This window comes from Glaciimonas immobilis (assembly GCF_011947285.1).
In the GTDB taxonomy this organism is placed as follows: Bacteria; Pseudomonadota; Gammaproteobacteria; order Burkholderiales; family Burkholderiaceae_D; genus Glaciimonas; species Glaciimonas immobilis.
Genome location: NZ_JAAOZT010000002.1, coordinates 589,868 through 612,044, shown reverse-complemented (window position 1 = coordinate 612,044; position 22,177 = coordinate 589,868). Strand labels below are relative to the sequence as shown.

General features: G+C 49.0%; 20 protein-coding genes. 10 read left to right on the top strand and 10 right to left on the bottom strand.

The genetic code is table 11. The features are described from left to right. Nucleotides 1-41 precede the first annotated feature (41 nt). The 3 genes from HAV38_RS05085 to HAV38_RS05075 form a co-directional block, all read right to left on the bottom strand. Nucleotides 42-500, bottom strand: coding sequence for a RidA family protein (locus HAV38_RS05085; RefSeq protein ID WP_168052977.1), 459 nt, complete (start codon nucleotides 498-500; stop codon nucleotides 42-44). Nucleotides 501-814: 314 nt separating this feature from the next. Further along, nucleotides 815-1,405: a LysE family translocator gene (locus HAV38_RS05080; protein ID WP_184013383.1), complete on the bottom strand. Its 591-nt coding sequence runs from the start codon at nucleotides 1,403-1,405 to the stop codon at nucleotides 815-817. Between the two features lie 2 nt (nucleotides 1,406-1,407). After that, nucleotides 1,408-1,731, bottom strand: a complete 324-nt coding sequence (locus HAV38_RS05075) for a DUF2917 domain-containing protein (protein ID WP_168052975.1) — start codon at nucleotides 1,729-1,731, stop codon at nucleotides 1,408-1,410. Between the two features lie 185 nt (nucleotides 1,732-1,916). Between HAV38_RS05075 and HAV38_RS05070 the strand changes: the two genes are divergently transcribed. After that, on the top strand, nucleotides 1,917-3,383 hold the full coding sequence (locus HAV38_RS05070) for an aminotransferase-like domain-containing protein (RefSeq protein ID WP_168052973.1): 1,467 nt from the start codon (nucleotides 1,917-1,919) through the stop codon (nucleotides 3,381-3,383). Nucleotides 3,384-3,546: 163 nt separating this feature from the next. Beyond that, a complete protein-coding gene (htpG, locus tag HAV38_RS05065; protein WP_168052971.1) occupies nucleotides 3,547-5,460 on the top strand; it encodes a molecular chaperone HtpG in 1,914 nt (637 codons plus the stop codon). A 176-nt stretch (nucleotides 5,461-5,636) separates the two neighbouring features. Here the strand turns inward: htpG and HAV38_RS05060 are convergent, their stop codons facing one another. Then, a complete protein-coding gene (locus tag HAV38_RS05060; RefSeq protein ID WP_245182196.1) occupies nucleotides 5,637-6,209 on the bottom strand; it encodes a hypothetical protein in 573 nt (190 codons plus the stop codon). A gap of 303 nt (nucleotides 6,210-6,512) precedes the next feature. On the opposite strand from HAV38_RS05060, the gene HAV38_RS05055 reads away from it, so the two are divergent. Continuing rightward, nucleotides 6,513-7,493: a YihY/virulence factor BrkB family protein gene (locus HAV38_RS05055; protein ID WP_168052969.1), complete on the top strand. Its 981-nt coding sequence runs from the start codon at nucleotides 6,513-6,515 to the stop codon at nucleotides 7,491-7,493. Nucleotides 7,494-7,640: 147 nt separating this feature from the next. Here HAV38_RS05055 and HAV38_RS05050 read toward each other — a convergent pair whose 3' ends face one another. The 3 genes from HAV38_RS05050 to HAV38_RS05040 form a co-directional block, all read right to left on the bottom strand. Next, nucleotides 7,641-8,393, bottom strand: coding sequence for an LrgB family protein (locus HAV38_RS05050; RefSeq protein ID WP_168052966.1), 753 nt, complete (start codon nucleotides 8,391-8,393; stop codon nucleotides 7,641-7,643). Continuing rightward, a complete protein-coding gene (locus tag HAV38_RS05045; RefSeq protein ID WP_168052964.1) occupies nucleotides 8,386-8,817 on the bottom strand; it encodes a CidA/LrgA family protein in 432 nt (143 codons plus the stop codon). The genes HAV38_RS05050 and HAV38_RS05045 overlap by 8 nt, the downstream gene beginning before the upstream one ends. A 222-nt stretch (nucleotides 8,818-9,039) precedes the next feature. Continuing rightward, the gene (locus HAV38_RS05040; RefSeq protein WP_168052962.1) at nucleotides 9,040-9,789 is read right to left on the bottom strand and encodes an SDR family oxidoreductase; all 750 of its coding nucleotides are present in this window, start codon (nucleotides 9,787-9,789) and stop codon (nucleotides 9,040-9,042) included. A gap of 260 nt (nucleotides 9,790-10,049) precedes the next feature. Between HAV38_RS05040 and HAV38_RS05035 the strand changes: the two genes are divergently transcribed. From HAV38_RS05035 to HAV38_RS05015, 5 genes are all read left to right on the top strand, one after another. Further along, nucleotides 10,050-10,589: a DNA-deoxyinosine glycosylase gene (locus HAV38_RS05035; protein WP_375791649.1), complete on the top strand. Its 540-nt coding sequence runs from the start codon at nucleotides 10,050-10,052 to the stop codon at nucleotides 10,587-10,589. 76 nt (nucleotides 10,590-10,665) lie between these two features. After that, nucleotides 10,666-11,514 carry a spermine/spermidine synthase domain-containing protein gene (locus HAV38_RS05030; RefSeq protein ID WP_168052960.1) on the top strand — a complete coding sequence of 283 codons (849 nt, stop codon included), beginning with the start codon at nucleotides 10,666-10,668 and terminating at the stop codon, nucleotides 11,512-11,514. 104 nt (nucleotides 11,515-11,618) lie between these two features. Further along, nucleotides 11,619-13,412 (top strand): type IV pilus assembly ATPase TfpB, encoded by a 1,794-nt coding sequence (gene tfpB / locus HAV38_RS05025; protein ID WP_168052958.1) that lies wholly within the window; start codon nucleotides 11,619-11,621, stop codon nucleotides 13,410-13,412. Nucleotides 13,413-13,441: 29 nt separating this feature from the next. After that, entirely contained in the window at nucleotides 13,442-13,732 is a 291-nt protein-coding gene (locus tag HAV38_RS05020) for a hypothetical protein (protein WP_168052956.1), read from the top strand. Nucleotides 13,733-14,067: 335 nt separating this feature from the next. Next, nucleotides 14,068-14,364: a hypothetical protein gene (locus HAV38_RS05015; protein WP_245182195.1), complete on the top strand. Its 297-nt coding sequence runs from the start codon at nucleotides 14,068-14,070 to the stop codon at nucleotides 14,362-14,364. A gap of 370 nt (nucleotides 14,365-14,734) precedes the next feature. Here HAV38_RS05015 and HAV38_RS05010 read toward each other — a convergent pair whose 3' ends face one another. Then, a complete protein-coding gene (locus tag HAV38_RS05010) occupies nucleotides 14,735-15,916 on the bottom strand; it encodes a porin (RefSeq protein ID WP_209216610.1) in 1,182 nt (393 codons plus the stop codon). Between the two features lie 903 nt (nucleotides 15,917-16,819). Here HAV38_RS05010 and HAV38_RS05005 point away from each other — a divergent pair. Next, entirely contained in the window at nucleotides 16,820-17,263 is a 444-nt protein-coding gene (locus HAV38_RS05005; protein ID WP_168052952.1) for a Spy/CpxP family protein refolding chaperone, read from the top strand. A gap of 235 nt (nucleotides 17,264-17,498) precedes the next feature. On the opposite strand, the gene HAV38_RS05000 is transcribed toward HAV38_RS05005, so the two are convergent. Beyond that, complete coding sequence (locus HAV38_RS05000) at nucleotides 17,499-19,010, bottom strand: sensor domain-containing diguanylate cyclase (protein ID WP_168052950.1); 1,512 nt, start codon at nucleotides 19,008-19,010, stop codon at nucleotides 17,499-17,501. 545 nt (nucleotides 19,011-19,555) lie between these two features. Beyond that, entirely contained in the window at nucleotides 19,556-20,749 is a 1,194-nt protein-coding gene (locus HAV38_RS04995) for a CaiB/BaiF CoA transferase family protein (RefSeq protein ID WP_168052948.1), read from the bottom strand. Nucleotides 20,750-21,183: 434 nt separating this feature from the next. Between HAV38_RS04995 and HAV38_RS04990 the strand changes: the two genes are divergently transcribed. Continuing rightward, complete coding sequence (locus HAV38_RS04990) at nucleotides 21,184-22,062, top strand: pirin family protein (RefSeq protein ID WP_168052946.1); 879 nt, start codon at nucleotides 21,184-21,186, stop codon at nucleotides 22,060-22,062. Nucleotides 22,063-22,177 lie beyond the last annotated feature (115 nt).

The window sequence follows — 22,177 nt, the reverse complement described above, 5'->3', positions numbered from 1 at the left end:
ATCACGGAGTGATGACTGTCCAATCATAAAACGTACAAAATCTAGTTAATTTCCGCGATCAATTCAATTTCAACACAAGCGCCAAGAGGGATTTGCGCCACACCAAATGCGGAGCGTGCATGTTTACCCGCATCGCCAAATACTTCCGCGAGTAATTCTGAGGCACCGTTCGTGACCAGATGCTGTTCGGTAAAATCGCCAGTTGAATTAACCAGACTCATCAATTTGACGATACGTTTTACGCGGCCCAGATCGCCATCGCATGCCGCTTGCAGCGTAGCCATTAATTCAATGGCGATACCGCGGGCAGCTTCTTTACCTTCTTCGGTAGTCGTATTCTTGCCCAACTGACCAACCCACACTTTCCCATCTTTTTTGGCCAAATGGCCTGAAAGGAAAACAGTATTGCCAGTTTGGGCATACATTACGTACGCCGCAGCCGGTGCCGCGACCGCAGGCAATGTGATATTCAGGGCTTTCAGTTTTTCGTAAACGGACATCTTTCACTCCAATATAGACAAATAAAAAATACGGCTATGCCGATGTACCGGCAGCAAGGCGGTGATTATCTCAAAAGTATCTTCGTTTTGCGCAAAAAGTACATGATTAGCATCAATAATAACCAGGCCGAGCTTAACCTAATACACATTATGCATGTAAACCGGTGGCAATTTTGCGCGGTATCGGCTTTGACATCGGATGGTGCCATTCTCACCGGACATAAAGTCAGCACAGAATTTGCCGCACTAACGGTACTAAAAAATGTTCAATTATGCGGCAATTTCAGGCCGTCACCATCGCGGGCAATTAGATCCTACAACCAGATTGAAATAGCAGAATAGATGGTTAATAAGACCATCACAGTACAAAACACGCGCTGCCAGACTGTTTGTGCGAGATACCGCCGCAATACCGAACCCGCTCCCGCCCATACGCTAACACACGGTAAGTTGATCGCGCTAAATATGGCGCAATACAGGGTCAGCGCCAACCAGAAAGGCTCTACCAAAGGCAAGAAAGCTGACGCACTAGTGATGGCCATTATCCAAGCTTTAGGATTGGCAAACTGAAACAACGCGGCGCTATAAAAAGACATCGGCTTGGCGTTGCGGTCAACGTCTGCCTGAAATGACATATTGCGCAGTTTCCAGGCCAAATATAGTAAATATCCAGAACCAAGCGTCTTCAAAATTACCTGGATCGAAGGCAGCGCTATCAGCAGACTACCAATCCCGAGAGCACATATCAGTAGCAACACGCAGAAACCGGCCGTAATTCCTAGCATGTGCGGGATCGAGCGCGTAAAGCCAAACATAATTCCCGACGATGTCAGCATGATATTATTCGGCCCCGGCGTGATGGACGACACAAATGCAAATACCGCCAGCGGCAACAAAGATTCCATAATCATGCTGCACCGCCCGTCACCGGATGAAAGGGCTGGCGCAATGCGCCGCCAAATCGCCGCATGATGGCAGTAAGCGCCCCGCGGTTATTGACACACGCGATGTCGACCTGGCTCGTCGCTCCATCAGCCTCGACCACAATCAGTTGATCGGGCCGAATAGACAGGCGCTCCCCGGCACTCAGCCAATGATCGTGGATGTCGCCCTCGCGTGTAATCCAGACCCGTCCCGCCAGCACGCGCAGAGTACAAGGGCGCAACGCAACGCCAGAGAGTACTTCGCCGACGTTCATGGTATGGGATTCCTTCATGAATAATTTTGTCATTGTATTTTTCATCGCATGCCACCTGAAATTTCACCTGAAAACTTTGCATAGTCGGTTGCTATTAGCACTTGCGCATTTGCGTATTCACGATTGTCAAAGCCAATCGGATAGGTGTATCCTAACTGACATCAGCAATACAGTACCATTACACTTCGCAAAGTAATTCCTTATATTGCACCGGTAATATGACCAATACACTTAAATCTCGCCAATTTGCTGCACCGCGATTAGTCGGTACGCCGCAATTATTATCACGCGACGCAGACACCTCGCTGGTAGAGCAAATCGTGCGCTCCATCGAAACGCGCATCGATGACAAGCTGCTACGTACAGGCTCGCGCATGCCCTCTATCCGGCAATATGCGGAGTTCAACGGCGTGTCGCGATTTACGGTGGTCGAGGCCTATGATCGCCTGGTGGCAAAAGGCTTTCTGGAGTCGCGGCGCGGTTCCGGCTTCTATGTGCGGGAACGCTCACCGTTAATTACGACACATCAGGCGCCCCAAGCGCATCAATGGCAGCCGCCGTTGATCGACGTCGTATGGCTGGTGCGTAATATGTTCAGGCAAATGCCAAACCAGAAAAAGCCCGGAACCGGGATGCTACCGACTGAATGGCTAGACGGGGACTTGATTGCAAATGCGTTGCGCGCCATCAGTCGTCAGAACGCCAGCCAGTTGTTGGGGTACGGCGATCCGCAGGGCTTTTTGCCTTTACGGCAGCAGTTGCAGCTAAAGCTGGCTGAGCTTGAAATCGCGGTAACGCCCGAGCAGATTGTGACGACGACCGGTGTCACCCAAGCGCTGGATATCGTAGCGCGTCACTTTACGCAGCCCGGGGATGTTATTTTCGTTGACGATCCGACGTGGTTTTTGATGTTTGGTTCGTTTGCTGCTCTGGGTGCCAAAGTAATTGGCATTCCGCGTCTGGCAGACGGGCCGGACATCGTCAAATTGGCTGAGCTGGCGGCAATCCATAAGCCAAAACTGTACGTGCTGGTGTCGGTATTACACAACCCGACTTCCACATCGATGTCTGCAGCGAAAGCGTTCCAGACCCTGAAAATTGCGGAAGAGCATGATTTCATCATTGTTGAAGACGACATTTATTGCGATATGCACCCTGGTTCGGCTGTACAGCCGGCCACCCGTCTGGCGACGCTGGATCAGCTAAATCGCGTTATCTATCTGGGCGGATTTGCAAAAACGTTATCGGCCAACCTGCGCGTGGGATTTATCGCTACGTCGCATGAAACGGCGCAACATCTGGCGGATCGCAAAATGCTGACGACGCTAACCACCTCAGAAATTGGCGAGCGCGTGGTCTACAAAATACTCTCTGAAGGACACTATCGCAAGCACGCCGATCGCCTGCGAACCAAGATGGATATAGCGCGCGAGAAAACCGTGCGGCATCTGGTACGCATTGGCATGAACGTTGATATCGCGCCGCCCGCCGGAATGTTCATTTGGGTCGATACGGGCTACGATACCAATATCCTGGCAGAAAAAGCGGCGGCGCGAGGCTTTATGCTGGCACCGGGCGCGTTATTTTCACCAAACCAGTTACCATCTACCCGCATGCGGATTAACGTCGCGGCCATGTCGGACCCCGAAATGTGGCGATTTCTTGAGGAAGAATGCCAGCGCTAAAGACGGTGGCGACGACGGTAGCTGCAACAAACCCACGAAAACCCCTTGAAATAGTCAAAGTGCACCCCATTTTTGAGAAAATTCGTTTTTGTGCGGGTGGTTGATACCGTCCAGTAATAGCGTCGATTTTTTCCATTTATTTTCATTTTTAGAGGTAAAAACAATGGCCGTATCCGAAAAGCAAACCCTGGGGTTTCAGGCAGAAGTCAAACAATTGCTGCAAATGATGATTCACTCGATGTACTCTAACAAGGAAATTTTCTTGCGCGAGTTGGTATCGAATGCTTCTGATGCTGCCGACAAGTTGCGCTTCGAAGCGATTAACAACGGTGCATTGTTCGAGACTGATCCAGAGCTAAAAATCAAGGTTACTTTTGATAAGGCCGCTCGCACCATTACCGTATCCGACAACGGTATCGGTATGACGCGAGACGACGCGATATCGCACCTTGGCACCATCGCCAAATCAGGTACCAAGGAATTTTTCTCCAAACTGTCTGGCGATCAACAAAAAGACGCTGCATTAATCGGTCAATTCGGTGTGGGCTTTTATTCCGCCTTTATTATTGCCGACAAAATCACTGTTGAAACCCGTCGCGCTGGCACCAACCCGACCGAAGGTGTGCGCTGGGAATCCGAAGGCGCTGGCGAATTCAGCATCGAAGCGATGGACAAGGTCAGCCGTGGCACCGACATCGTTTTGCACCTGCGTCCCGAGGAAGATGAATTTCTGTCAGCCTGGAAACTCAAATCGATCATTCAGAAATATTCCGACCATATCTCACTGCCGATCCTGATGCAGAAAGAAGAATGGGACGAAGAAAAGAAAGAAACACTTGTTACCGAACATTTCGAGACCGTCAATCAAGCCAGCGCATTGTGGGCGCGCAGCAAGTCGGACATCACTGAAGAGCAATACGTCGAGTTCTACAAACACGTCTCGCACGACTTCGAAGCGCCGCTGATTTATACCCATAATCGCGTAGAAGGCCGCAGCGAATACACGCAATTACTGTACATCCCTGCACGTGCGCCATTTGATCTATGGGATCGCAACAAGCGGGGCGGGATTAAGCTATACGTCAAGCGCGTTTTTATCATGGACGACGCCGAACAATTAATGCCGGTCTATCTGCGCTTTGTTAAAGGCGTCATTGACTCAGCAGACTTGCCATTGAACGTCTCACGTGAAATCCTGCAAGAATCGCGTGATGTACGCGTTATCCGCGAAGGCTCGACCAAGCGTGTATTAAGCATGCTGGAAGAACTGGCAAATAACGATGACCAGGCACAAAAAGACAAATACGCAACGTTCTGGACCCAGTTCGGCCAAGTACTGAAAGAAGGCCTGGGAGAAGATGCGACCAATAAGGATCGTATCGCCAAACTACTTCGCTTTGCTTCTACCAATAATGATGGCGACGCCCAAACAGTCTCATTCGCCGATTATATCGGTCGCATGAAAGAAGGTCAGGACAAGATCTATTACGCCACTGGCGAAACTTTTACTGCGGCCAGGAACAGTCCGCATCTGGAAATTTTCCGCAAAAAAGGTGTCGAAGTATTGCTGCTAACTGACCGTGTTGACGAGTGGATGCTATCGTTCTTGCAAGACTTTGAAGGTAAAGAGTTGGCATCAGTCGCCAAGGGCGGACTGGATCTCGGCACGTTGGAAGACGAAGCTGAGAAGAAACAGCACGAAGAAACTGAAACCCAGTTCAAGGATCTGGCTGAAAAGATGAAGCTTTCGCTCGCTGCCAAAGCTAAAGATGTTCGCGTTACTTTCCGCCTTACTGATTCGCCTGCCTGTCTGGTCGCCGATACTAACGAATTATCCGGCAACTTGATGCGGATGTTGAAGGCCGCTGGTCAGGACGCTCCAGACTCCAAGCCAATTTTAGAGATCAATCCAGACCATCCGTTAGTACAGCGTCTGAAATACGAAGAATCGAAATTCGACGACTGGGCGAATATTCTCTTCGATCAGGCAATGTTAGCCGAAGGCGGCGCACTGGCTGATCCGGCCTCCTTTGTGAAACGCCTCAATGAGATGTTGCTAGGTCTGTCTGCGAAGTAAGTATCACTAAAGTTTAAAAGAAATACCAAAAACAGGGAGCCAGATGCTCCCTATTTTTATAAACAATAAATACACCCTGAGTCTTCAGTCGTCAAATTTTTCAAACAAATATTGCATCTGATTGACCATCTGCGGAACCGTTCACCTACGCATATACAACGTGCCGTTATGCCGATTTATTTATTATATTTGGCCCTGGTTGTTGCGACGCAGCTGTCCTTAGCAGACCCGGCCAGAGAATCGCACTTGGTGATTGCCACGTCATAGTCGGCGTCGCGCTTGTCCATCGTCGCTTTCGTTTGCACCTCATTCATTTCTTTGTTGGACTTTGCATCAACTACTGCCTTGGTATGTGCTGCTTTTGCTTCCTTGGCACAAGTGTCTTTTGCATTTCCGTTGAACGCATTGCATTTCTCTTTGGCAACTGCATAGTCGCCGTCTGCTGCTTCGATGCGCGCTCCCATGTATGCTTTCGGGGTATTTTTGTAATGCGCTTCGGCTTCGGCTTTACTACGTTTTTCGGTTGCTTTGGCCTCTTCGATACATACATTCTTAGGATTGCCGCTCAAAGCATCGCATTTGGCGCGTGAGGCTTTATAGGTCGCGGTAGCGCTGTCTTCAGCCGCCTTGTAGGTTGTTTTTGCAGTATCAGTCGCCGCGGGCGCACCAGTAGTAAACCCAAAGGTTGCAACACTGAAAAAAAGAGTTTTGAGCAATCTTTTCATTTTTTTTCCTTTGACGGTGAACAAATGAAAGCCCACCTGGTTTCGCTTGTGACTGATTGGCGTGGTGGGTAATAACGCATTCCAAGTGAATGATAATTTTTAATATAGTAAATAATCTAACATTTGGCAATTTCGATCTTTCGAAGAATTGCCAGCACTAACGCGGCTGCCTTCCTTGCATTTGTAAACTGCAAAGTTAACTCCAAGATAAGTGCGGAAAGTAAATCGGTAATGCGGTAATTCAGACACAGTCCTACAAACAGTTAAGGTAAACGACACCCAAAAATGTTGGTAGAATAAGCATTTTCATCGTTGCGGCGAGATGTCATGACGTTAAAAAATATCTGGATTCTGATTAAAGCCGCAACCTCATCCTGGGTCGATGACTATGCGCAAAGCATGGGTGCGGCGCTGGCTTACTACACCATGTTCTCAATCGCCCCGTTACTCTTGATTGTGATTTCAATTGCCGGACTAATCTTTGGCGTAGACGCCGCACGCGGCGAAATTGTCGCGCAACTGCAAGAATTGATGGGCCCGCAAGGTGCCCAAGCCGTGCAAGGACTGCTTGAAAGTGCCAGTAAGCCGAGCCAAAGCATTGCCGCCACGGTGGTAGGGGGAGTCTTGTTGCTGGTTGGTGCGACCACGGTTTTTGGAGAACTGCAGACTGCGCTAGATCGCATATGGCGTGCTCCCAAAAGAGACAAGGGAGGAATCTGGAGCTTACTGCGCGCACGCCTATTGTCTTTCGGTATGATAATGGGTATCGGATTTTTGTTGATTGTATCGCTGGTAATCAGTGCAGCGCTCGCTGCATTAGGGACAGTTTGGGGTTCTCTGTTCGAAGGATGGGAAATTCTCGGTCATTTAATAAATTTTATTATCAGCTTTGCATTCATCACGGTCTTGTTTGCAATGATTTACAAATTTATGCCGCGGGTAAAGGTTGATTGGGCCGACGTGTGGATCGGTTCCGCCGTTACCGCCCTACTCTTTACAATCGGAAAATTTTTGATCGGTCTGTATATCGGTAAAAGCGGTATGACTTCAGGATTTGGCGCTGCCGGTTCGTTGGTCGCCGTACTGGTGTGGGTGTACTACTCCGCTCAGATATTTCTGATGGGCGCTGAGTTTACCTGGGCTTACGCACTGACTTTCGGATCAAGAAAGGAGCAACCGATGCCTTCGGCGGCGCCCGCCGTTCCTAGTCAGGCGACAAAAAAAAAGCCCAATAACACCTTAATTGAGGCGAAGAACGCAGCGATAGCGGAAGACCTTAGCAAAAAAAGGGAAAGTGGAACATCGTAATTGCTGAGTTCCGCCAACGAAATGCATCCATCCGAGACCATCTTTTTAAACCGACTCTTCATGCATCCGTCTCAAACAAGAAGGGCTGAGGCCGGATTCCCAGATACCCAGATAGGACTTTAATCCGGTCATTAAGTCGCCTTGCCGTCACTTTGAGATAAACGGCGATAAATTGTTGATGAGTATCGGTATTAGCCATGGTGCAAGAAATGCCGTCAGCACGCCGTTCATTCCCATTCCCAAACCAGCGAAAGCCCCCATCTCGGCACTGACCTGAAACGCGCGCGCAGTGCCGATCCCGTGCGAGGTCACACCTAATGCAAACCCACGTACTTCGTGAGAATCGATGCGCATCCAGTTGAACAGAAATCGCCCAATAACCGCACCGAAAATACCCGTGCCAATAACCAGCACCGCTGTCAATGCCGGAAGGCCACCTAATTTTTCGGCAACGCCCATGGCTATAGGCGTGGTCGCCGATTTCGGTCCGATAGAGATCGCTAACTGATAAGATCCGCCCATCAGCACAATGATGGCTACTGCTGAAATGATTGCCGTCACGGAACCGGTAAACAATCCGCAGACCAGCGGCACAAATGAACGGCGCAAGCGTGGCAACTGACGCGCCAGAGGAATCGCCAACGCCACCGTGGCGGGACCAAGTAAAAAATGCACGAATTGCGCGCCGGAGAAATAATCCTGATATGACATTCCGGTACTTTTCAGTATCACTACGATTAACGCAATGGCGATAGCGACAGGATTAGCGAGCGGAGAAAACTTACAACGGCTATATACCCAGAACGCACTTGTATAGGCGCACAAAGTCAGCGTCAAGCCGAGTAATGGTGAGCCGGCAAGGTACACCCAGATGGTCCCCAACTGCGCAATGTTATGCATGCTCATTCCCTTTGGGTGGAATGCTGCTTAAGTCAGGGGCAGCAGGATCGTCCTGCAGCACCTCGGGTATTGCATCGTCCTTCTGGTGTCGCCGCGGCATAGTCAAGCGCATTACCGTTGCCGTCACCGCCAGCGTAAGAATGGTGCTGGCCACAACCGATACAATCACTGCCAGCCAATGCCCGCGGACCGTGGCGGCAGATACAACAATACCGACGCCTGCGGGTACAAATAGAAGCGATAAATGACGTAATAATTCGCTACCGGTTTCTTCAATGCGCTCCAGCAGTCCGGGAACAAGTAGCAATGCCACAAACAACAGCAGCATACCGACGACAGGTCCGGGTATGGGTAGATTGAGGGCAAAGGTGATGCCCTCGCCCAGACACTGAAAAACAAGTAAGGTGGCAAATGTCACAAGCATTGGTTAAACCCTTTATTTCCCTAAAAAATACTCAAGACTTGTTCACCCTCATCCGCGACAACAGATAAGATAATCGATAGCGGCAATACGGCGGCAACGGGTAGCACCTGCAGAGTCAATAGCATTACTGCGACTAGCAGTAACATTCCGGCGGCAAATCCGAGCAATGGCGAACAATAGTAAATTAAAGCCACGACTGGCTACCAAAACATTGTGCAGCGTTTAACGGCCGCCAGAAACGTCTATAAACGCGCCCGTCGAGTAGGATGCCTGATCCGACAGCAGCCACATTATTGCTTGCGCGACTTCATCCGAACCACCACCACGCTGCATTGGAATCGCGTCTTTTACTCTGTCCACCCGCCCGGCTTCACCGCCACTGGCATGGATGTCGGTGTAGATAACCCCAGGCCGGACAGCATTTACCCGAATACCTTGTTGGGCGACCTCCTTGGCTAATCCTGTTGTCATGGTATCAATCGCCCCCTTAGATGAAGCGTAATCAATGTATTCTCCGGGGCCACCTATGCGGGATGCCACCGAGGATACATTGACAATCGCGCCGCCCTTGCCGCCCATCGCCGTAGACATGCGCCTGACCGCTTCGCGGGCACAAATAAAGCTACCGATGACATTGGTTGCAAAGATTCGCTGCAAACGCGCGGCATCCATTTGCTCAAGACGCATCTGCGTTTCGAGAATGCCAGCGTTGTTGACCAATGCCGTCAGCACCCCTAGCTTTGCATCGACCATCGCAAAAAGTCTTACTACGTCTGCCTCTATGGCGACGTCAGCCGCAACTGCAATCGCAGTCCCACCTCTCGCTACGATAGCGCTGACCACTACTTCAGCGGCATCGCGGTTGCGGACATAATTGACGCACACTGCGTAGCCTTGCTCACCTGCCAAAATTGCCGTTGCAGCGCCAATGCCGCGACTGCCACCGGTAATCAGAATCACGGGTTGATGCATGCGGATACTCCTGAATAAAATAGTAAACTGAGAACCTAATATAAGCAGAATAACTCGCTTAGGTGGGCAAGACACTTTCGTGCATAGTAGTTATTATCAGTTCAAACCAATTACGATTTGAAAAAGGCGAGATAACATATAAACTTTACATTTACAGGGCCGCAAGTACGATTCGCGCATACCCTTTGTTCGCTTGAGGATGCACGCATGTTACATCACGCTAAAAGGCGCATAAAGTCGATAATATACCGATCCCTGAGATGTTAACGTCCAAACACCGTATGCTAACAGCGTCACCCTCTTCTATCCTTAAGCCTGAAAATACCAGCCTCACAGGTTTCGCCCCGGTCATCGATGAAAATACGCGCATCGTGATTTTGGGGAGCTTCCCAGGAGTCGCGTCGTTAGCCGCGCAACAATATTACGGTCACCCACGCAATCAATTCTGGTCCTTATTATCGGCGGTACTCGCTGATGATCTTGTCACTTTGGCTTATGCGGACCGCCTGACGCGGTTACTTTCGCGTGGGGTAGGTTTATGGGACGTTCTTGCGGGATGTGAGCGTAGTGGTAGTCTCGACAGCGCAATTCGCCATCCTCTCGCTAACCAGTTTGATTTGCTACAGCAACGCTGTCCGCAATTAGTTCGGATTTGCTTTAATGGAAAGACTTCTGGCAAGTTTGCCGGTCAGTTTGAGGCGGCTGGTTTTGAGACCCTGATCTTGCCGTCATCCTCGCCAGCCAACGCGCAATCTACATTTGTGCAGAAGCTAGCCCTCTGGCGCGGTATCATGCGGTAAAGATACTATTTTTATCGGATGTCACCCCAATTTCACCTTTCAATGCAACAATTTACGTCTTACCAATACTCAGACAATGCTGATCAAACGCAAATCCATCGAAGCCGAAGCTAATCTTAAAGCAGGTCCCAGCAAGCGCCTGAAAAAAATCGATACTAAAGAACCTAAAGCCGAACCAAAACCTCCGCGCAAGCCCAAGTTCGCTCCCGTTACTTTGTCCGAGCAAGACGGCGTCCGTTTTCTTCATTTTGGTACCGAGTGGGTCCAGGGCGCGATGCGTTTACGCAAGCCAGACTGGCTGGAACTTGAATACGCCCAGCAAATGATGGCGTGGATGTTATTCAATGACCAACCAAAACATATCGTTCAGCTAGGCTTGGGTACCGCTGCGTTGACCAAGTTCAGCTATCGTCAATTTCCCGCTGCGCGCGTCACTGCGGTCGAGCTCAATCCATCCGTACTGACGATATGCACGACCATGTTTAAGCTTCCACCAGACGACGACCGTTTGTCGGTTCTGGAAATGGACGCAATGGACTTTGTTATGAATCCGGCTAATCGCACTACGATTGACGCGCTGCAAGTCGATTTGTACGATGCGACCGCAAAAGGTCCGGTTCTCGATACACCAGAGTTTTATAGTGCTTGCGCCGCGTGCCTGACCGATGATGGCATCATGACTGTGAACTTATTTGGCGATCATCCAAGCTTTGCCAAAAACCTGAAAGCCATGCTGTTCGCATTTGACGATGTGTGGTGTTTGCCTGAGGTACACGATGGTAACGTCATCGCCATTGCTTTTAAAACTGCATGGAAGCCGGATTTTACGACGCTTTATGAACGTGCGACCGAAATTACCTTAGAAACAAAGTTGCCCGCAAAAACCTGGGTCAACGGGATTAAGGTCTGGCACACCGAGAATTAAAAGTTGGCGAACTAAATATGCGTGAACATGAAGGCGGACTAAAATAGCTTTGCCGACAGACGGGACTTAAACCGACCAGCCAATGAAACGCGATGAACGAAACGATGAATAACGGTTTAAACAAGATTGCGCCGAAAACACTTGACTTGCAGCAAATCTTTACCTGGCTGGTGGCAGATGGCACGGTCCTTAGAGACGATGCCAAAGATTTTTATGCGCAGGCGCAAAGCATTTTCCGCAACGCTACTATCGCTATTCATCCGTTAAGCGCCGTGGCGCAATGCAAACGTCTTACCGCCCAGACGCCGCCCCGGGCCCTCACGCTGGAGTGGCTGACCGAATGGATGGCGCGCAAGGTCGGCTTGTCTTTTTATCGCATTGATCCGCTTAAGATCGACTTCGCCAAAGTGGCAGACGTTATGTCTGCGACGTATGCCGCACGGTTTAATATATTGCCAGTTGCGCTAACTGCGACCGAACTTGTTATCGCAACCGCAGAGCCGTTCCGCACTGAATGGGAACCGGAAATTGCTAAGATAACGCGGCGTTCCATCAAGCTGGTGATTGCAAATCCGGTTGATATCAGCCAGTACATCACGCAATTTTTTACGTTGGCAAGGTCGATCAAGAGCGCGCATAAATCTGGCGGCCAGGAATTATCATTACGCAATAACTTCGAACAATTAGTCGAACTGGGCAAAGCCAATAAACATGTAGACGCCAATGACAGGCATATCGTCAATATCGTCGATTGGTTATGGCAATATGCATTTGAGCAACGGGCGTCCGATATCCACATGGAGCCTAAACGAGATTTTAGCGCTATCCGGTTCCGCATTGATGGCGTGCTCCATCAGGTGTATCAGGTTCCCGCGATTGTGATGATCGCCATGACGGCGCGCATCAAATTGCTGGGCCGCATGGACGTTATTGAAAAACGCCGCCCGCAAGATGGGCGCATAAAAACGCTGACCGCTGACGGACAAGAGGTAGAGTTACGTTTATCCACTTTGCCTACCGCCTTCGGTGAAAAATTGGTGATGCGGATTTTCGATCCAGAAGTAGTTGTTAAGACATTGCCCGAGTTAGGGTTTCCCGCCGAGGATGCAATGCGTTGGGATGCCCTCACCAAAAGGCCACACGGTATCATTCTAGTCACTGGCCCGACAGGATCAGGTAAAACAACCACACTTTATACCACGCTAAAAGCGCTGGCGACCTCGGAGGTCAACGTCTGCACGGTTGAAGACCCGATTGAAATGGTCGAACCCGCCTTCAACCAGATGCAAATAAATCAGAGCATCGATTTGACTTTTTCAGATGGCGTACGCGCCTTGATGCGCCAGGATCCAGACATTATTATGGTCGGCGAGATCCGCGATCTTGCCACCGCAGAAATGGCCATTCAGGCCGCGCTGACCGGGCATCTAGTGTTATCCACTTTGCATACTAACGATGCTCCGTCGGCAATCATGCGACTACTGGAACTCGGCGTGCCTTACTATTTGCTGGAAAGCACCATGATCGGCATAATGGCCCAACGACTTGTGCGCACTTTATGTCTCCATTGCAAAAGTGCTGACGGGACGATCACCGACGAAGTATGGCAAAATCTTGTGAAAAATTTGCCCATTCCCAAGCCCCAATTTGTCTATCAACCGGTTGGCTGTCCCGAGTGCCGCCAAACCGGCTATCGCGGGCGTACCGGGCTGTATGAACTGCTGACAATCACGGCCTCATTCTCTAAAATGATTCAGGCGGAGACCAATATTCAGGCGTTAAGACAGCAGAGTATTGCTGACGGCATGAAACCATTGCGCGTTGCTGGCGCATTTAAAATTATCGAAGGCGTTACTACCGCGGAAGAAGTATTTAAAGTGACTTCGGCACTAACGTAACTTCCTTCAATATCTTATCGAATAAACTTATGATGAAAATTCTCATGACTTTCTGTTTGGCACTCGGCCTGTCGGTTTTGGCATCTGTTGCGCAGGCGCAAACTAATGCCACTCGCGCGACAATTGAAGCGCCAGGAAATGCGACCGCGGTTGATTGCCAACATTTAAGGGATCGTATCAACGAACTGGATAAATTAGAACAACAGCGTTTACTGGATCGTGGAACACCATTTGAAAACAAGCGCCCTGCAGAATCGCAGGACTGGATTAATCAGCAGCGCAAAGAAACACAGACGAAAATGTTTTTCGGTAAATGTTAATTTTCGTCTGATAAAGGCCCAAAAATGTTAGAAATATTTGCCAAAGAAACATCCCCACAACAGGACAGTCGGCAATTAATACAAATGTGCCCCGCCAAGGCTGCTGTGAAGGTAAAATTGTGCGTTATTGCGGCTGAGGGCATATAAGCGTTTTACGTGGGAGGTTGCGCATACGAGGCTTTAGAATGTGCTCGGTATTGCGCAAATGGGCCAGCATCGATGTGCCACCACTAACTCAGCAATAATAATTAATTAAAGTTGGCAAAAAACAAGCGTTAACAACGCCAAGTACACGCAGGCAAACACCGGCAATATCAATACACAAGAGGATTAGATTGAAAACAGCACTAGTCGGCGACTACAGCATCCCTGAATTCGACAAAATCATCATGACTAATTTGTTGGTGTCCGTGGTGGACCTCAACATCGTCAGACAAGAATACAAACTAATCGGCATCCTTAACGCCGACCAGGAAATATACAGAGTGATCGGTGCAACCACTGACAATCAATACCTTAATGCATGCGAAGAACTGGACGACATCGGGTTAGTCGACGATCTACAAGAAAGTGATCGTGAAAAAAATGGTTACGACGCTATTTATAGCTTGGATCAGAGTGCGGAGCTTTAACACGCGTTAGGGTGTAAGCCCTCAATGATCGATAGTTTTCGGTCAGAAAAAATAAAAAAGCGCTATCCATTGATAGCGCTTTTTTTATCGACTTCCATGTCGTTAAGAGCATATTCAAATGCGTACCGGTGGTTGGCAGTTACCGTTTGCGATCACCTACACACTTCCCAACGATAATCTTCTTTATGCTGCGTCGAGAGACCATGAGAGAGAAGATTGGTCGCGGACCAATTCCGTTCACTAACCAGCAACCGGTCTTGATTAAACTACAGGGCGTTATTAGCGGGGCGAGCCGTTAATTGCTCAGGCCCGACTCCGCATGTATTTCCGTAAGAAAGCCTGACAGTTTTATGGTTAAACCGATTCCATATTAAAACCGATGACGCAACCCTACGCGCACAACCCCTTGTTGGTTAGAAGAGGATATATTGGCGGTGCCGGCAATATGCGCGCTATCGAGATCTGTGCCTGTGCGCTGTCCTGCCCGGCGTTGATACGCAACCTGCGTGTAAATATCGGTGCGTTTAGATAAATTATAATCAAGCATCGCGCCCAACATATGCCAGACGGGTTTGACGCGCCTACCACCTTCCGCCATCTGCGCACTTCCCTGAGTGTAGGTGTACATTGTCCCCAACGAAAATGAGGGGCTTAATTTGTACATACTATTGATTTCGAAATTATTAAATTCTATTCCGGATAATCGCTGCAAATAAGGGTCAACGTTTTCAGATTGCCCGGGAAAACTTTGCAACCCGACCGGATTCTTAATTTTGGTATGGAAGTAGATCATATTAATCGCGGCCGCGCCCACTACATAACCAGCGCCAAGCCCTATTGTCTGCTGGTGATCAGAAACAAAGTTAACATCTGCGTTGGAAATAGAGCCCGTATCGATTTGCGATGGAACTCCACCTTTCATGCCCGGATGGTTCAGGTTAATAAACCCGGCGGCCAGCGTCAGCGGGCCATTGTTGTAACGCATACCAAAGCTGTAGGTACTGTTTTGCGAAAAAGATCCTGCTTGTTCACCCAATCCGATAGCGCTACTAAATGTGAGACCATTCATCGTCGGACTGGTGTAGTTAAGAGAATTTTCAAGCGTGAAAGAGCCGCTGGTATCGTTATCGAACGGGTGGGTAAAAAGGGTACCTCCCCAACTGTTGTTGGCTGTCAGCCCTCCAGGATAGTCGCCCAGCGCATCGGCTTGGCGCCCAAGCGTCAACCTCCCCGCACTGGCGCTACTGAGACCAACAAACGCCATACGGCCAAACAAGCGACCACCTTGCCCCATGCGTCCGTTGTCGGCGTTAAAACCATTTTCCAGTTGGAACACTGCGCTTAATCCGCTACCGAGGTTCTCGCTACCCTTAAAGCCTATACGACTACCGCTGGCGTTACCACTTTGTAGCTGCGTTAGTGTATTTCCGCGAACGTTATCGGTGTAGTTGATACCCAGATCCACAATGCCATAAATTGTAACGTTGCTTTGCGCCAGTGCCAGGTTGGTCATCGCCCCCAACAACCCTGCTGCTAACATGATTCTTTTCATCTGTTCCCCCAAATTTTAATTGAATTTATAAATAGATCTCTTCCAGTTGTAGTGCCCGGCGCATTACTCACAATCGCGGTCATAATTCGAACTCGGCTATGCCGTTGGCTCCTTTCACTTGTTTATAAAATTAAGCTTTCCAAAAAAGTTTTTACGAATTGAAAACTGGTAAGCGGCATCGCATACGGTCAAAACCGGATGCGTGGACGGTGGCAAAAAATCTATTCCGACGGCATCTCTGCCCGACTAAGCATGGGTGTCTTTGTGGCGAAGAAATTCAGCCAACTAAAGTCGACAACAAATTTAAATAGGGGCGAAAAATCCTATTTTTCAGCACGCAAATGGCAATTGGTGTTAATAATCCTACGGAAATATTTACGGAAAGTATCTAAGACTTATCTGAAAATGGACCGAGAATTATCTGAAAATGAGGAAAAATTGGAGACCTACGCGGAAATTACACATTCTGAAAAAATTAATTTAACGATGTTTGCATTTTGCCTTGAGCGAAATGTCCACCTAAGCGTGACGGCTACAAGTAAAATTTAAGGATTTTTTCGTTCGCCATTGATGGGAGAATTGGTACGCACCAAGGCCTGGAAGTTGTCTAGTTCACTTTGTAACGGGTTGTAAATATTATCAACCTGCATGGATAATGATCGTTTATTACAGTTGACCCCGCCCGCTGAGCTAAATTAACAACCAACTATGTGAATATTATTTTAGTCAGAGTGCGAGTTGTTCGCGGCACCAGCATCACAAAACGTATTTTTGAATAACGAATAAATAGCAAACATTAGGGATTAACGTCAAATGAAAAAATCAACTTCTGTAGTATGTCTTTTATCTGCAATACTGTTCGGGAGCGCAAGCGCCGCTGCGTCCGCGCAAGAGGCGTCAGCTGTGACAAATAAGAGCAACAGTGCGAGCGTCCCCACCATAGGCTCGCCTAAAGAGGCTACGCCTGCAACACTGACGCGTTTGGCCACCCAGAAACGTTTAGCCGATTTGAAGCGTTTAGCCGATCTGAAGCAGAAGTTAAATCTTAAGCCATCGCAGGAAGCGGCATGGGAGTCGTTCTCGCGTGATCTGAATGCGCAGGCAGCATTGCGGGCCCAGTCAAAAGAAAAAACAAAGAACGCGCTCGGAACGGATTATGAGAACTTGCCAACGCCGGATAAGATGGAAAAGATCGCCACGATAATCCGTTTAAATGCGGACTCCATGAGTCAGATCGCATTGATTACAAAAACGTTTTATACCGGGTTGAGTACCGAACAGAAAACCATATTCGATCTTTTTGCAAAAAGCAACTGGAACAATCGAATAAGGGAGCAACTGCGTTAATGCCTTTAACCTCGGTATTCAATGGCGGTTTCTGGTATCGAACGCCCCGTTTGGTAACCGGGGTATTTAGAGCTTATGTCTGCGCGCTTTAAAGTTTAGAGCAACTTTTAAAGCCACATCATGACGCAAAGTATGATGTAGATTTAATCTTAAGTTGAGCGATCCTGGATCACAGTCTCGCACAAAACTAATTTAATGGACGCGACTATTTCACCAGATTATGGTTGCTTGATAGTTAAGGAGGAACGCTGCAGCAAACGCGATTCCGTCCACCGGTCTTTGCAGCATATAGGGCCTTATCGGCAGCCTGTAACAGTTGCAGGGCATTATTCTTATGACGGACGGGTATCAAAACATCAATACCAGCACTAATCGTCACAATACCCAAGGGGGACCCTGCGTGCGCAATGGCAAGGCTGGCAATCGACAGACGGATATTTTCAGCAATTAATAGTGCGCCATCCATGTCGGTTCCGGGCAATAAAACGCTCAACTCCTCGCCGCCATATCTGGCCGCCACGTCGCCGGGCCTGCGTTGCCCTGACCTAATGATGGCGCTAATGCGCCGCAAACATTCATCGCCGGCGACATGCCCGTACAGATCGTTATATTGCTTGAAGCAATCTACATCTATCATGATCAGCGCGAGTGAACTGACATTACGCGTTGCACGACTAAACTCCTTTTCAAGCGCAATATCAAAATGGCGCCGATTGGACAGCCCTGTCAGCTCATCTTGCAACGTTTGCCGTTGCAGCGCATGATTCAGTAACTCTAAAGCGTCCCTTGCGCGAACGATTTCTGCCTCTGCTTCTTCACGCACCTTGATTTGACGGATTAAATAAAATCCCAATAGCACCAGCACGATCAGCAAGATAAGTACGCCTGCTGAATGCAAGTAAGTGTCTGCACGCCAGTCTGCGAGAATCTCATCCTGAGACAAAGCAACTGAAACAAAAAGAGGATAGCGGTCAAGACGTCGAAAACTATACAACCTTTTTACGCCATCCAGTGCCGATTTTAAAATTACCGTTCCGGCACCTCCTTGCGCATCAACTACATATCTCCACAGAGGATAATTTGAAATATTTTTACCGATGGAGTCTTTCAAAAGAGGGCGCCGGGTCAACATGACAGCCCCATCCAAGGCCAGGGTTATCGCGCCATGTCGACCAATGTCGAAGCTCTCGTAAAACTTATTGAAGTAACTGATATTGATTGTTGCCAGCGCCACTCCCGCAAAACTGCCGTCGGCATGGTTTATCCTGCGCGACAAGGTTATGATCCATTCGCCCGTGGAGCGACTACGAATAGGCAGTCCAATGTATGGCCGCGGTTCCCCATGTGTGCGGTGGTAAATGAAATAGTCCCTATCGGAATTATTCAAATCCGATACGGGCGAAGCTCGGGAGTTGGTTAGCCAACGACCATTTTCATCGTATAAAAAAATGCCATTTAACTGCGGTAACGCAGCAACCCGAACCGCCAGCAAAGCGTGCAGCCGCCCGAGTGCGGCTGGATTTACTCCATCGGTCTGGATTCGCTCAACCAGTCCCACCAACACCGTATCTGCTTCTTTTATGGTGTCGTCGGCTTGCTGGGCTATTGCGCGCGCCATATTGGAAGTGGCAATGTCCATTTCGTGCAACTGTGTTGTACGCGCCGTCCAGCTACGCAAACCGTCTACAAAAACCAGCGAAACACATACCAGAACCACAAAGAATCCTGCTAACCAGGTAATGGACATTCTTTTTGCAGCTGACGCGGTGTAAGGCAGTCGTTCGTCTTTCCAACCCATTATATTTTGTGCAATCGCTGTAAATGCAATAAGTAATCAAAGCGACCTCATTAGATAGAAGTCACGCGTTATCATACTTGTTTAGAATTTTTATTATTTTACAGAAACAATCGCCATTTACAGAAATAAGAAAGCCGTTAAGCGCTGGTTAACTGCATTGCATTAGATCGGTCACATAAATTTTAATATTTAATTAACTATTATAATTATGATTAAAATGTAAATATTTCAAATGAATACCGTCGAGAACGCCATCCATTTCAACGTTATCCGTCAGCTCCCCCGCTGACTATCGTTCGTTTACAATCATCTGCCGATCTTCGCTAAGCAAATGTAAACATCGGCGGCGTTCTGATTACTCCTATCAGACAAATGAATAAACAAACCCTGCCGCCGGTGTCATCAGCCAGGCTGCAAACTCACGCGTTTTTTTACTGAGATCCTTCGCGTGCCGCCAATGCCTTGACAAAGTGGGGGTTAGGCGAAATCGGCCGTCATTGAACAACTCCCCTCTCTTTTAATCTTTGTATATCAATCTCCGCAAATCCTAGATCAGTCAATACCTCTGTTGTATGTGCACCGAGCGCAGGACCTTGCCAATTAACCTGACCCGGAGTTTCCGACAATTTAGGGACGATGCCGGGCATTTTTATCTTCACGCCGCCTGGCAATTCTGCCGAAAGTATCATGTCGCGCGCCTGATAATGCGGATCGGCAATAATATCAGCGACTGAGTAAATACGACCGGCCGGGACATTCGCGCGTTCCAGCGTCGCCAATACGGTCTCGATTGAATTGGCAGAAGTCCACCCCGCAATCGCAGCATCCAGCAATCCTACTTGAGTTACGCGACCATCGTTATGTTCAAAATGCGGATCGTCGGCCAGATCGTCGCGACCAATCGCGCGCATCAGGCGCTTGAAAATCGGATCGCTATTGCCAGCAACAACTACGTAAGCACCGTCGCGCGTCGGATAAGTATTAGACGGTGCAATACCGGGCAATGCACCACCACTACGCTCACGCACATGCCCTAGCAGATCGTATTCTGGAACCAGACTCTCCATCAAATTAAAGACACTTTCGACCAGCGACACGTCGACAACCTGACCATCACCCTGACCGGTCTTCACACGCAGTATCGACATCAACGCGCCCATTACCGCATGCAGCGACGCCAGAGAGTCGCCGAGGCTAATGCCGACGCGCGCGGGAGCGCCGTCTGGCTCTCCTGTGGTGTAACGGATGCCGCCCATGGCCTCGCCGATAGCGCCGAATCCGGGACGATCCTTATACGGTCCAGTTTGCCCGTAACCAGAAATCCGCACCATGGTTAGTTTTGGATTCAGGGCATGTAGCACGTCCCAACCCAATCCTAACTTCTCCATTGCACCGGGTTTTAGATTTTCGATCAGGACGTCAGCGTTGCTGGCAAGGCGCTTGATGATCTCAATGCCTTCTGGCGATTTCAAATTAATCGAGATCGATTTCTTGTTGCGTGACTGCAGATACCACCAAAGCGAGGTGCCCTCGTACAGTTTGCGCCACTTTCGAATGGGATCACCAGTGACCGGCGCTTCGATTTTAATCACTTCAGCCCCGAATTCACCCATCATGCGGGCAGCGAACGGTGCTGCGATCAAGGTACCGATTTCTATGACACGAATACCTTTAAGTGGTCCACTCATTACCGTCTCCTTCTATGTTTTTATTAGCAAAATATTTAGTGCCATGCGCAATCGAACACGCGGCTACTGGCTCATCTATAACAATGTTTCTACCATTGGCAAAGTATTCATCGTTTTACATGGTGCCACATATTGAGCAAATATTGAGGGCAAGTCCGAAGGTACGCCATACAAACGCATGAAGAAACCGGACAAGCCGAGCCGTCTTCATGCCGGATACAAGTAAGGCGAACCCGATTAGGCCGTTCAAGGCTGCCCCTTTAGCACCGGAGAGGGCTAAAATAGCGCATCAAAGAAGGTTTGTGTTTGTTGACCCAAGGACGACTAGAATCCTAGAAATATTTATTTAGGAGAAATTGACTGCTTTCTAGATTAACTTTCTAGATTAATTTAGTTTCCGTCATCCGTTTGCACAATACTTAAGGGGCATCCCAATGCATAGTATTAGCCATATCATTCGCGCGCAGGTTCGTGATATTGGTTTTCCGGTCAGGCGCTTGCTTCCGAATGAGGAAGTGCGCACTGTTGGCCCGTTTGTATTTTTTGATCATATGGGACCGTTCACATTTCCTGCAGACAGCACTTCCGGTGACGTCCGGGCGCATCCGCATATAGGGCTGGCGACGGTAACTTATCTTTTCTCGGGTGCAATGATGCATAGAGATAGCCTGGGCAGCGTGCAGCGCATCACTCCCGGCGATATCAACTGGATGACATCGGGGCGAGGCATCACCCATTCAGAACGTGTGCCGGAAGATATTCGGCAACAGGGGATAGCGGTACAGGGTTTGCAAATGTGGGTCGCCCTGCCGCAAAAAGATGAAGAAACAGAACCGGGATTTTGGCACACACCTGCAGTAAATCTTCCACGCGTGAAGTTGGAAGGCGCAGACTTGCATGTTCTTGCAGGCCAGGCATTTGGCCAGTTATCACCGGTCAAAACATACAGTGAAACACTGTATGTTTCGGCCAAATTGAGCGCTGGCGCGCAACTCCATGTAGCCCCGGATTATGCCGAACGCGCTATTTATATTCTCAGCGGCACACTGTCGATTGATGGCCAGACCGTGCTACAAGGAGCGTTAGTTTTGCTGGTGACCGGCGCTGATGTCTTGGTAGAAGCACAAAGCGATGCTTCGTTCATGCTCTTAGGTGGTGAACCACTCGATGGCCCACGATTTCTGTGGTGGAACTTCGTCGCCACCACCACGGATCGCATCGAAGTCGCAAAAGCCGCATGGGCAAATCAACAGAAGGACTTTTTCCCACCAGTACCGGGAGAAACAGAGTTTATTCCGCTACCAGAGCACTGAATGAGGGCGCGGCCGTGCGGGGATACGAGTGGCACTTACAATCCTGATGTGTGCAAGACCAATTCTGCCGGCATTAATCCCGTAATAATAATTCCTACGTAAAAAAGAAAAGGTG

What these genes read in the sequence shown, in the direction of transcription:
- HAV38_RS05020 (WP_168052956.1), top strand. Translation starts at nt 13,442, where the DNA reads ATGATGAAAATTCTCATGACTTTCTGTTTGGCACTCGGCCTGTCGGTT.
- HAV38_RS05050 (WP_168052966.1), bottom strand. Translation starts at nt 8,393, where the DNA reads ATGCATAACATTGCGCAGTTGGGGACCATCTGGGTGTACCTTGCCGGC.
- HAV38_RS05080 (WP_184013383.1), bottom strand. Translation starts at nt 1,405, where the DNA reads ATGGAATCTTTGTTGCCGCTGGCGGTATTTGCATTTGTGTCGTCCATC.
- HAV38_RS05075 (WP_168052975.1), bottom strand. Translation starts at nt 1,731, where the DNA reads ATGACAAAATTATTCATGAAGGAATCCCATACCATGAACGTCGGCGAA.
- HAV38_RS04995 (WP_168052948.1), bottom strand. Translation starts at nt 20,749, where the DNA reads ATGAGTGGACCACTTAAAGGTATTCGTGTCATAGAAATCGGTACCTTG.
- tfpB (WP_168052958.1), top strand. Translation starts at nt 11,619, where the DNA reads ATGAATAACGGTTTAAACAAGATTGCGCCGAAAACACTTGACTTGCAG.
- HAV38_RS05035 (WP_375791649.1), top strand. Translation starts at nt 10,050, where the DNA reads ATGTTAACGTCCAAACACCGTATGCTAACAGCGTCACCCTCTTCTATC.
- HAV38_RS05010 (WP_209216610.1), bottom strand. Translation starts at nt 15,916, where the DNA reads ATGAAAAGAATCATGTTAGCAGCAGGGTTGTTGGGGGCGATGACCAAC.
- HAV38_RS04990 (WP_168052946.1), top strand. Translation starts at nt 21,184, where the DNA reads ATGCATAGTATTAGCCATATCATTCGCGCGCAGGTTCGTGATATTGGT.
- HAV38_RS05085 (WP_168052977.1), bottom strand. Translation starts at nt 500, where the DNA reads ATGTCCGTTTACGAAAAACTGAAAGCCCTGAATATCACATTGCCTGCG.
- HAV38_RS05000 (WP_168052950.1), bottom strand. Translation starts at nt 19,010, where the DNA reads ATGTCCATTACCTGGTTAGCAGGATTCTTTGTGGTTCTGGTATGTGTT.
- HAV38_RS05045 (WP_168052964.1), bottom strand. Translation starts at nt 8,817, where the DNA reads ATGCTTGTGACATTTGCCACCTTACTTGTTTTTCAGTGTCTGGGCGAG.
- HAV38_RS05055 (WP_168052969.1), top strand. Translation starts at nt 6,513, where the DNA reads ATGACGTTAAAAAATATCTGGATTCTGATTAAAGCCGCAACCTCATCC.
- HAV38_RS05030 (WP_168052960.1), top strand. Translation starts at nt 10,666, where the DNA reads ATGCTGATCAAACGCAAATCCATCGAAGCCGAAGCTAATCTTAAAGCA.
- htpG (WP_168052971.1), top strand. Translation starts at nt 3,547, where the DNA reads ATGGCCGTATCCGAAAAGCAAACCCTGGGGTTTCAGGCAGAAGTCAAA.
- HAV38_RS05070 (WP_168052973.1), top strand. Translation starts at nt 1,917, where the DNA reads ATGACCAATACACTTAAATCTCGCCAATTTGCTGCACCGCGATTAGTC.
- HAV38_RS05040 (WP_168052962.1), bottom strand. Translation starts at nt 9,789, where the DNA reads ATGCATCAACCCGTGATTCTGATTACCGGTGGCAGTCGCGGCATTGGC.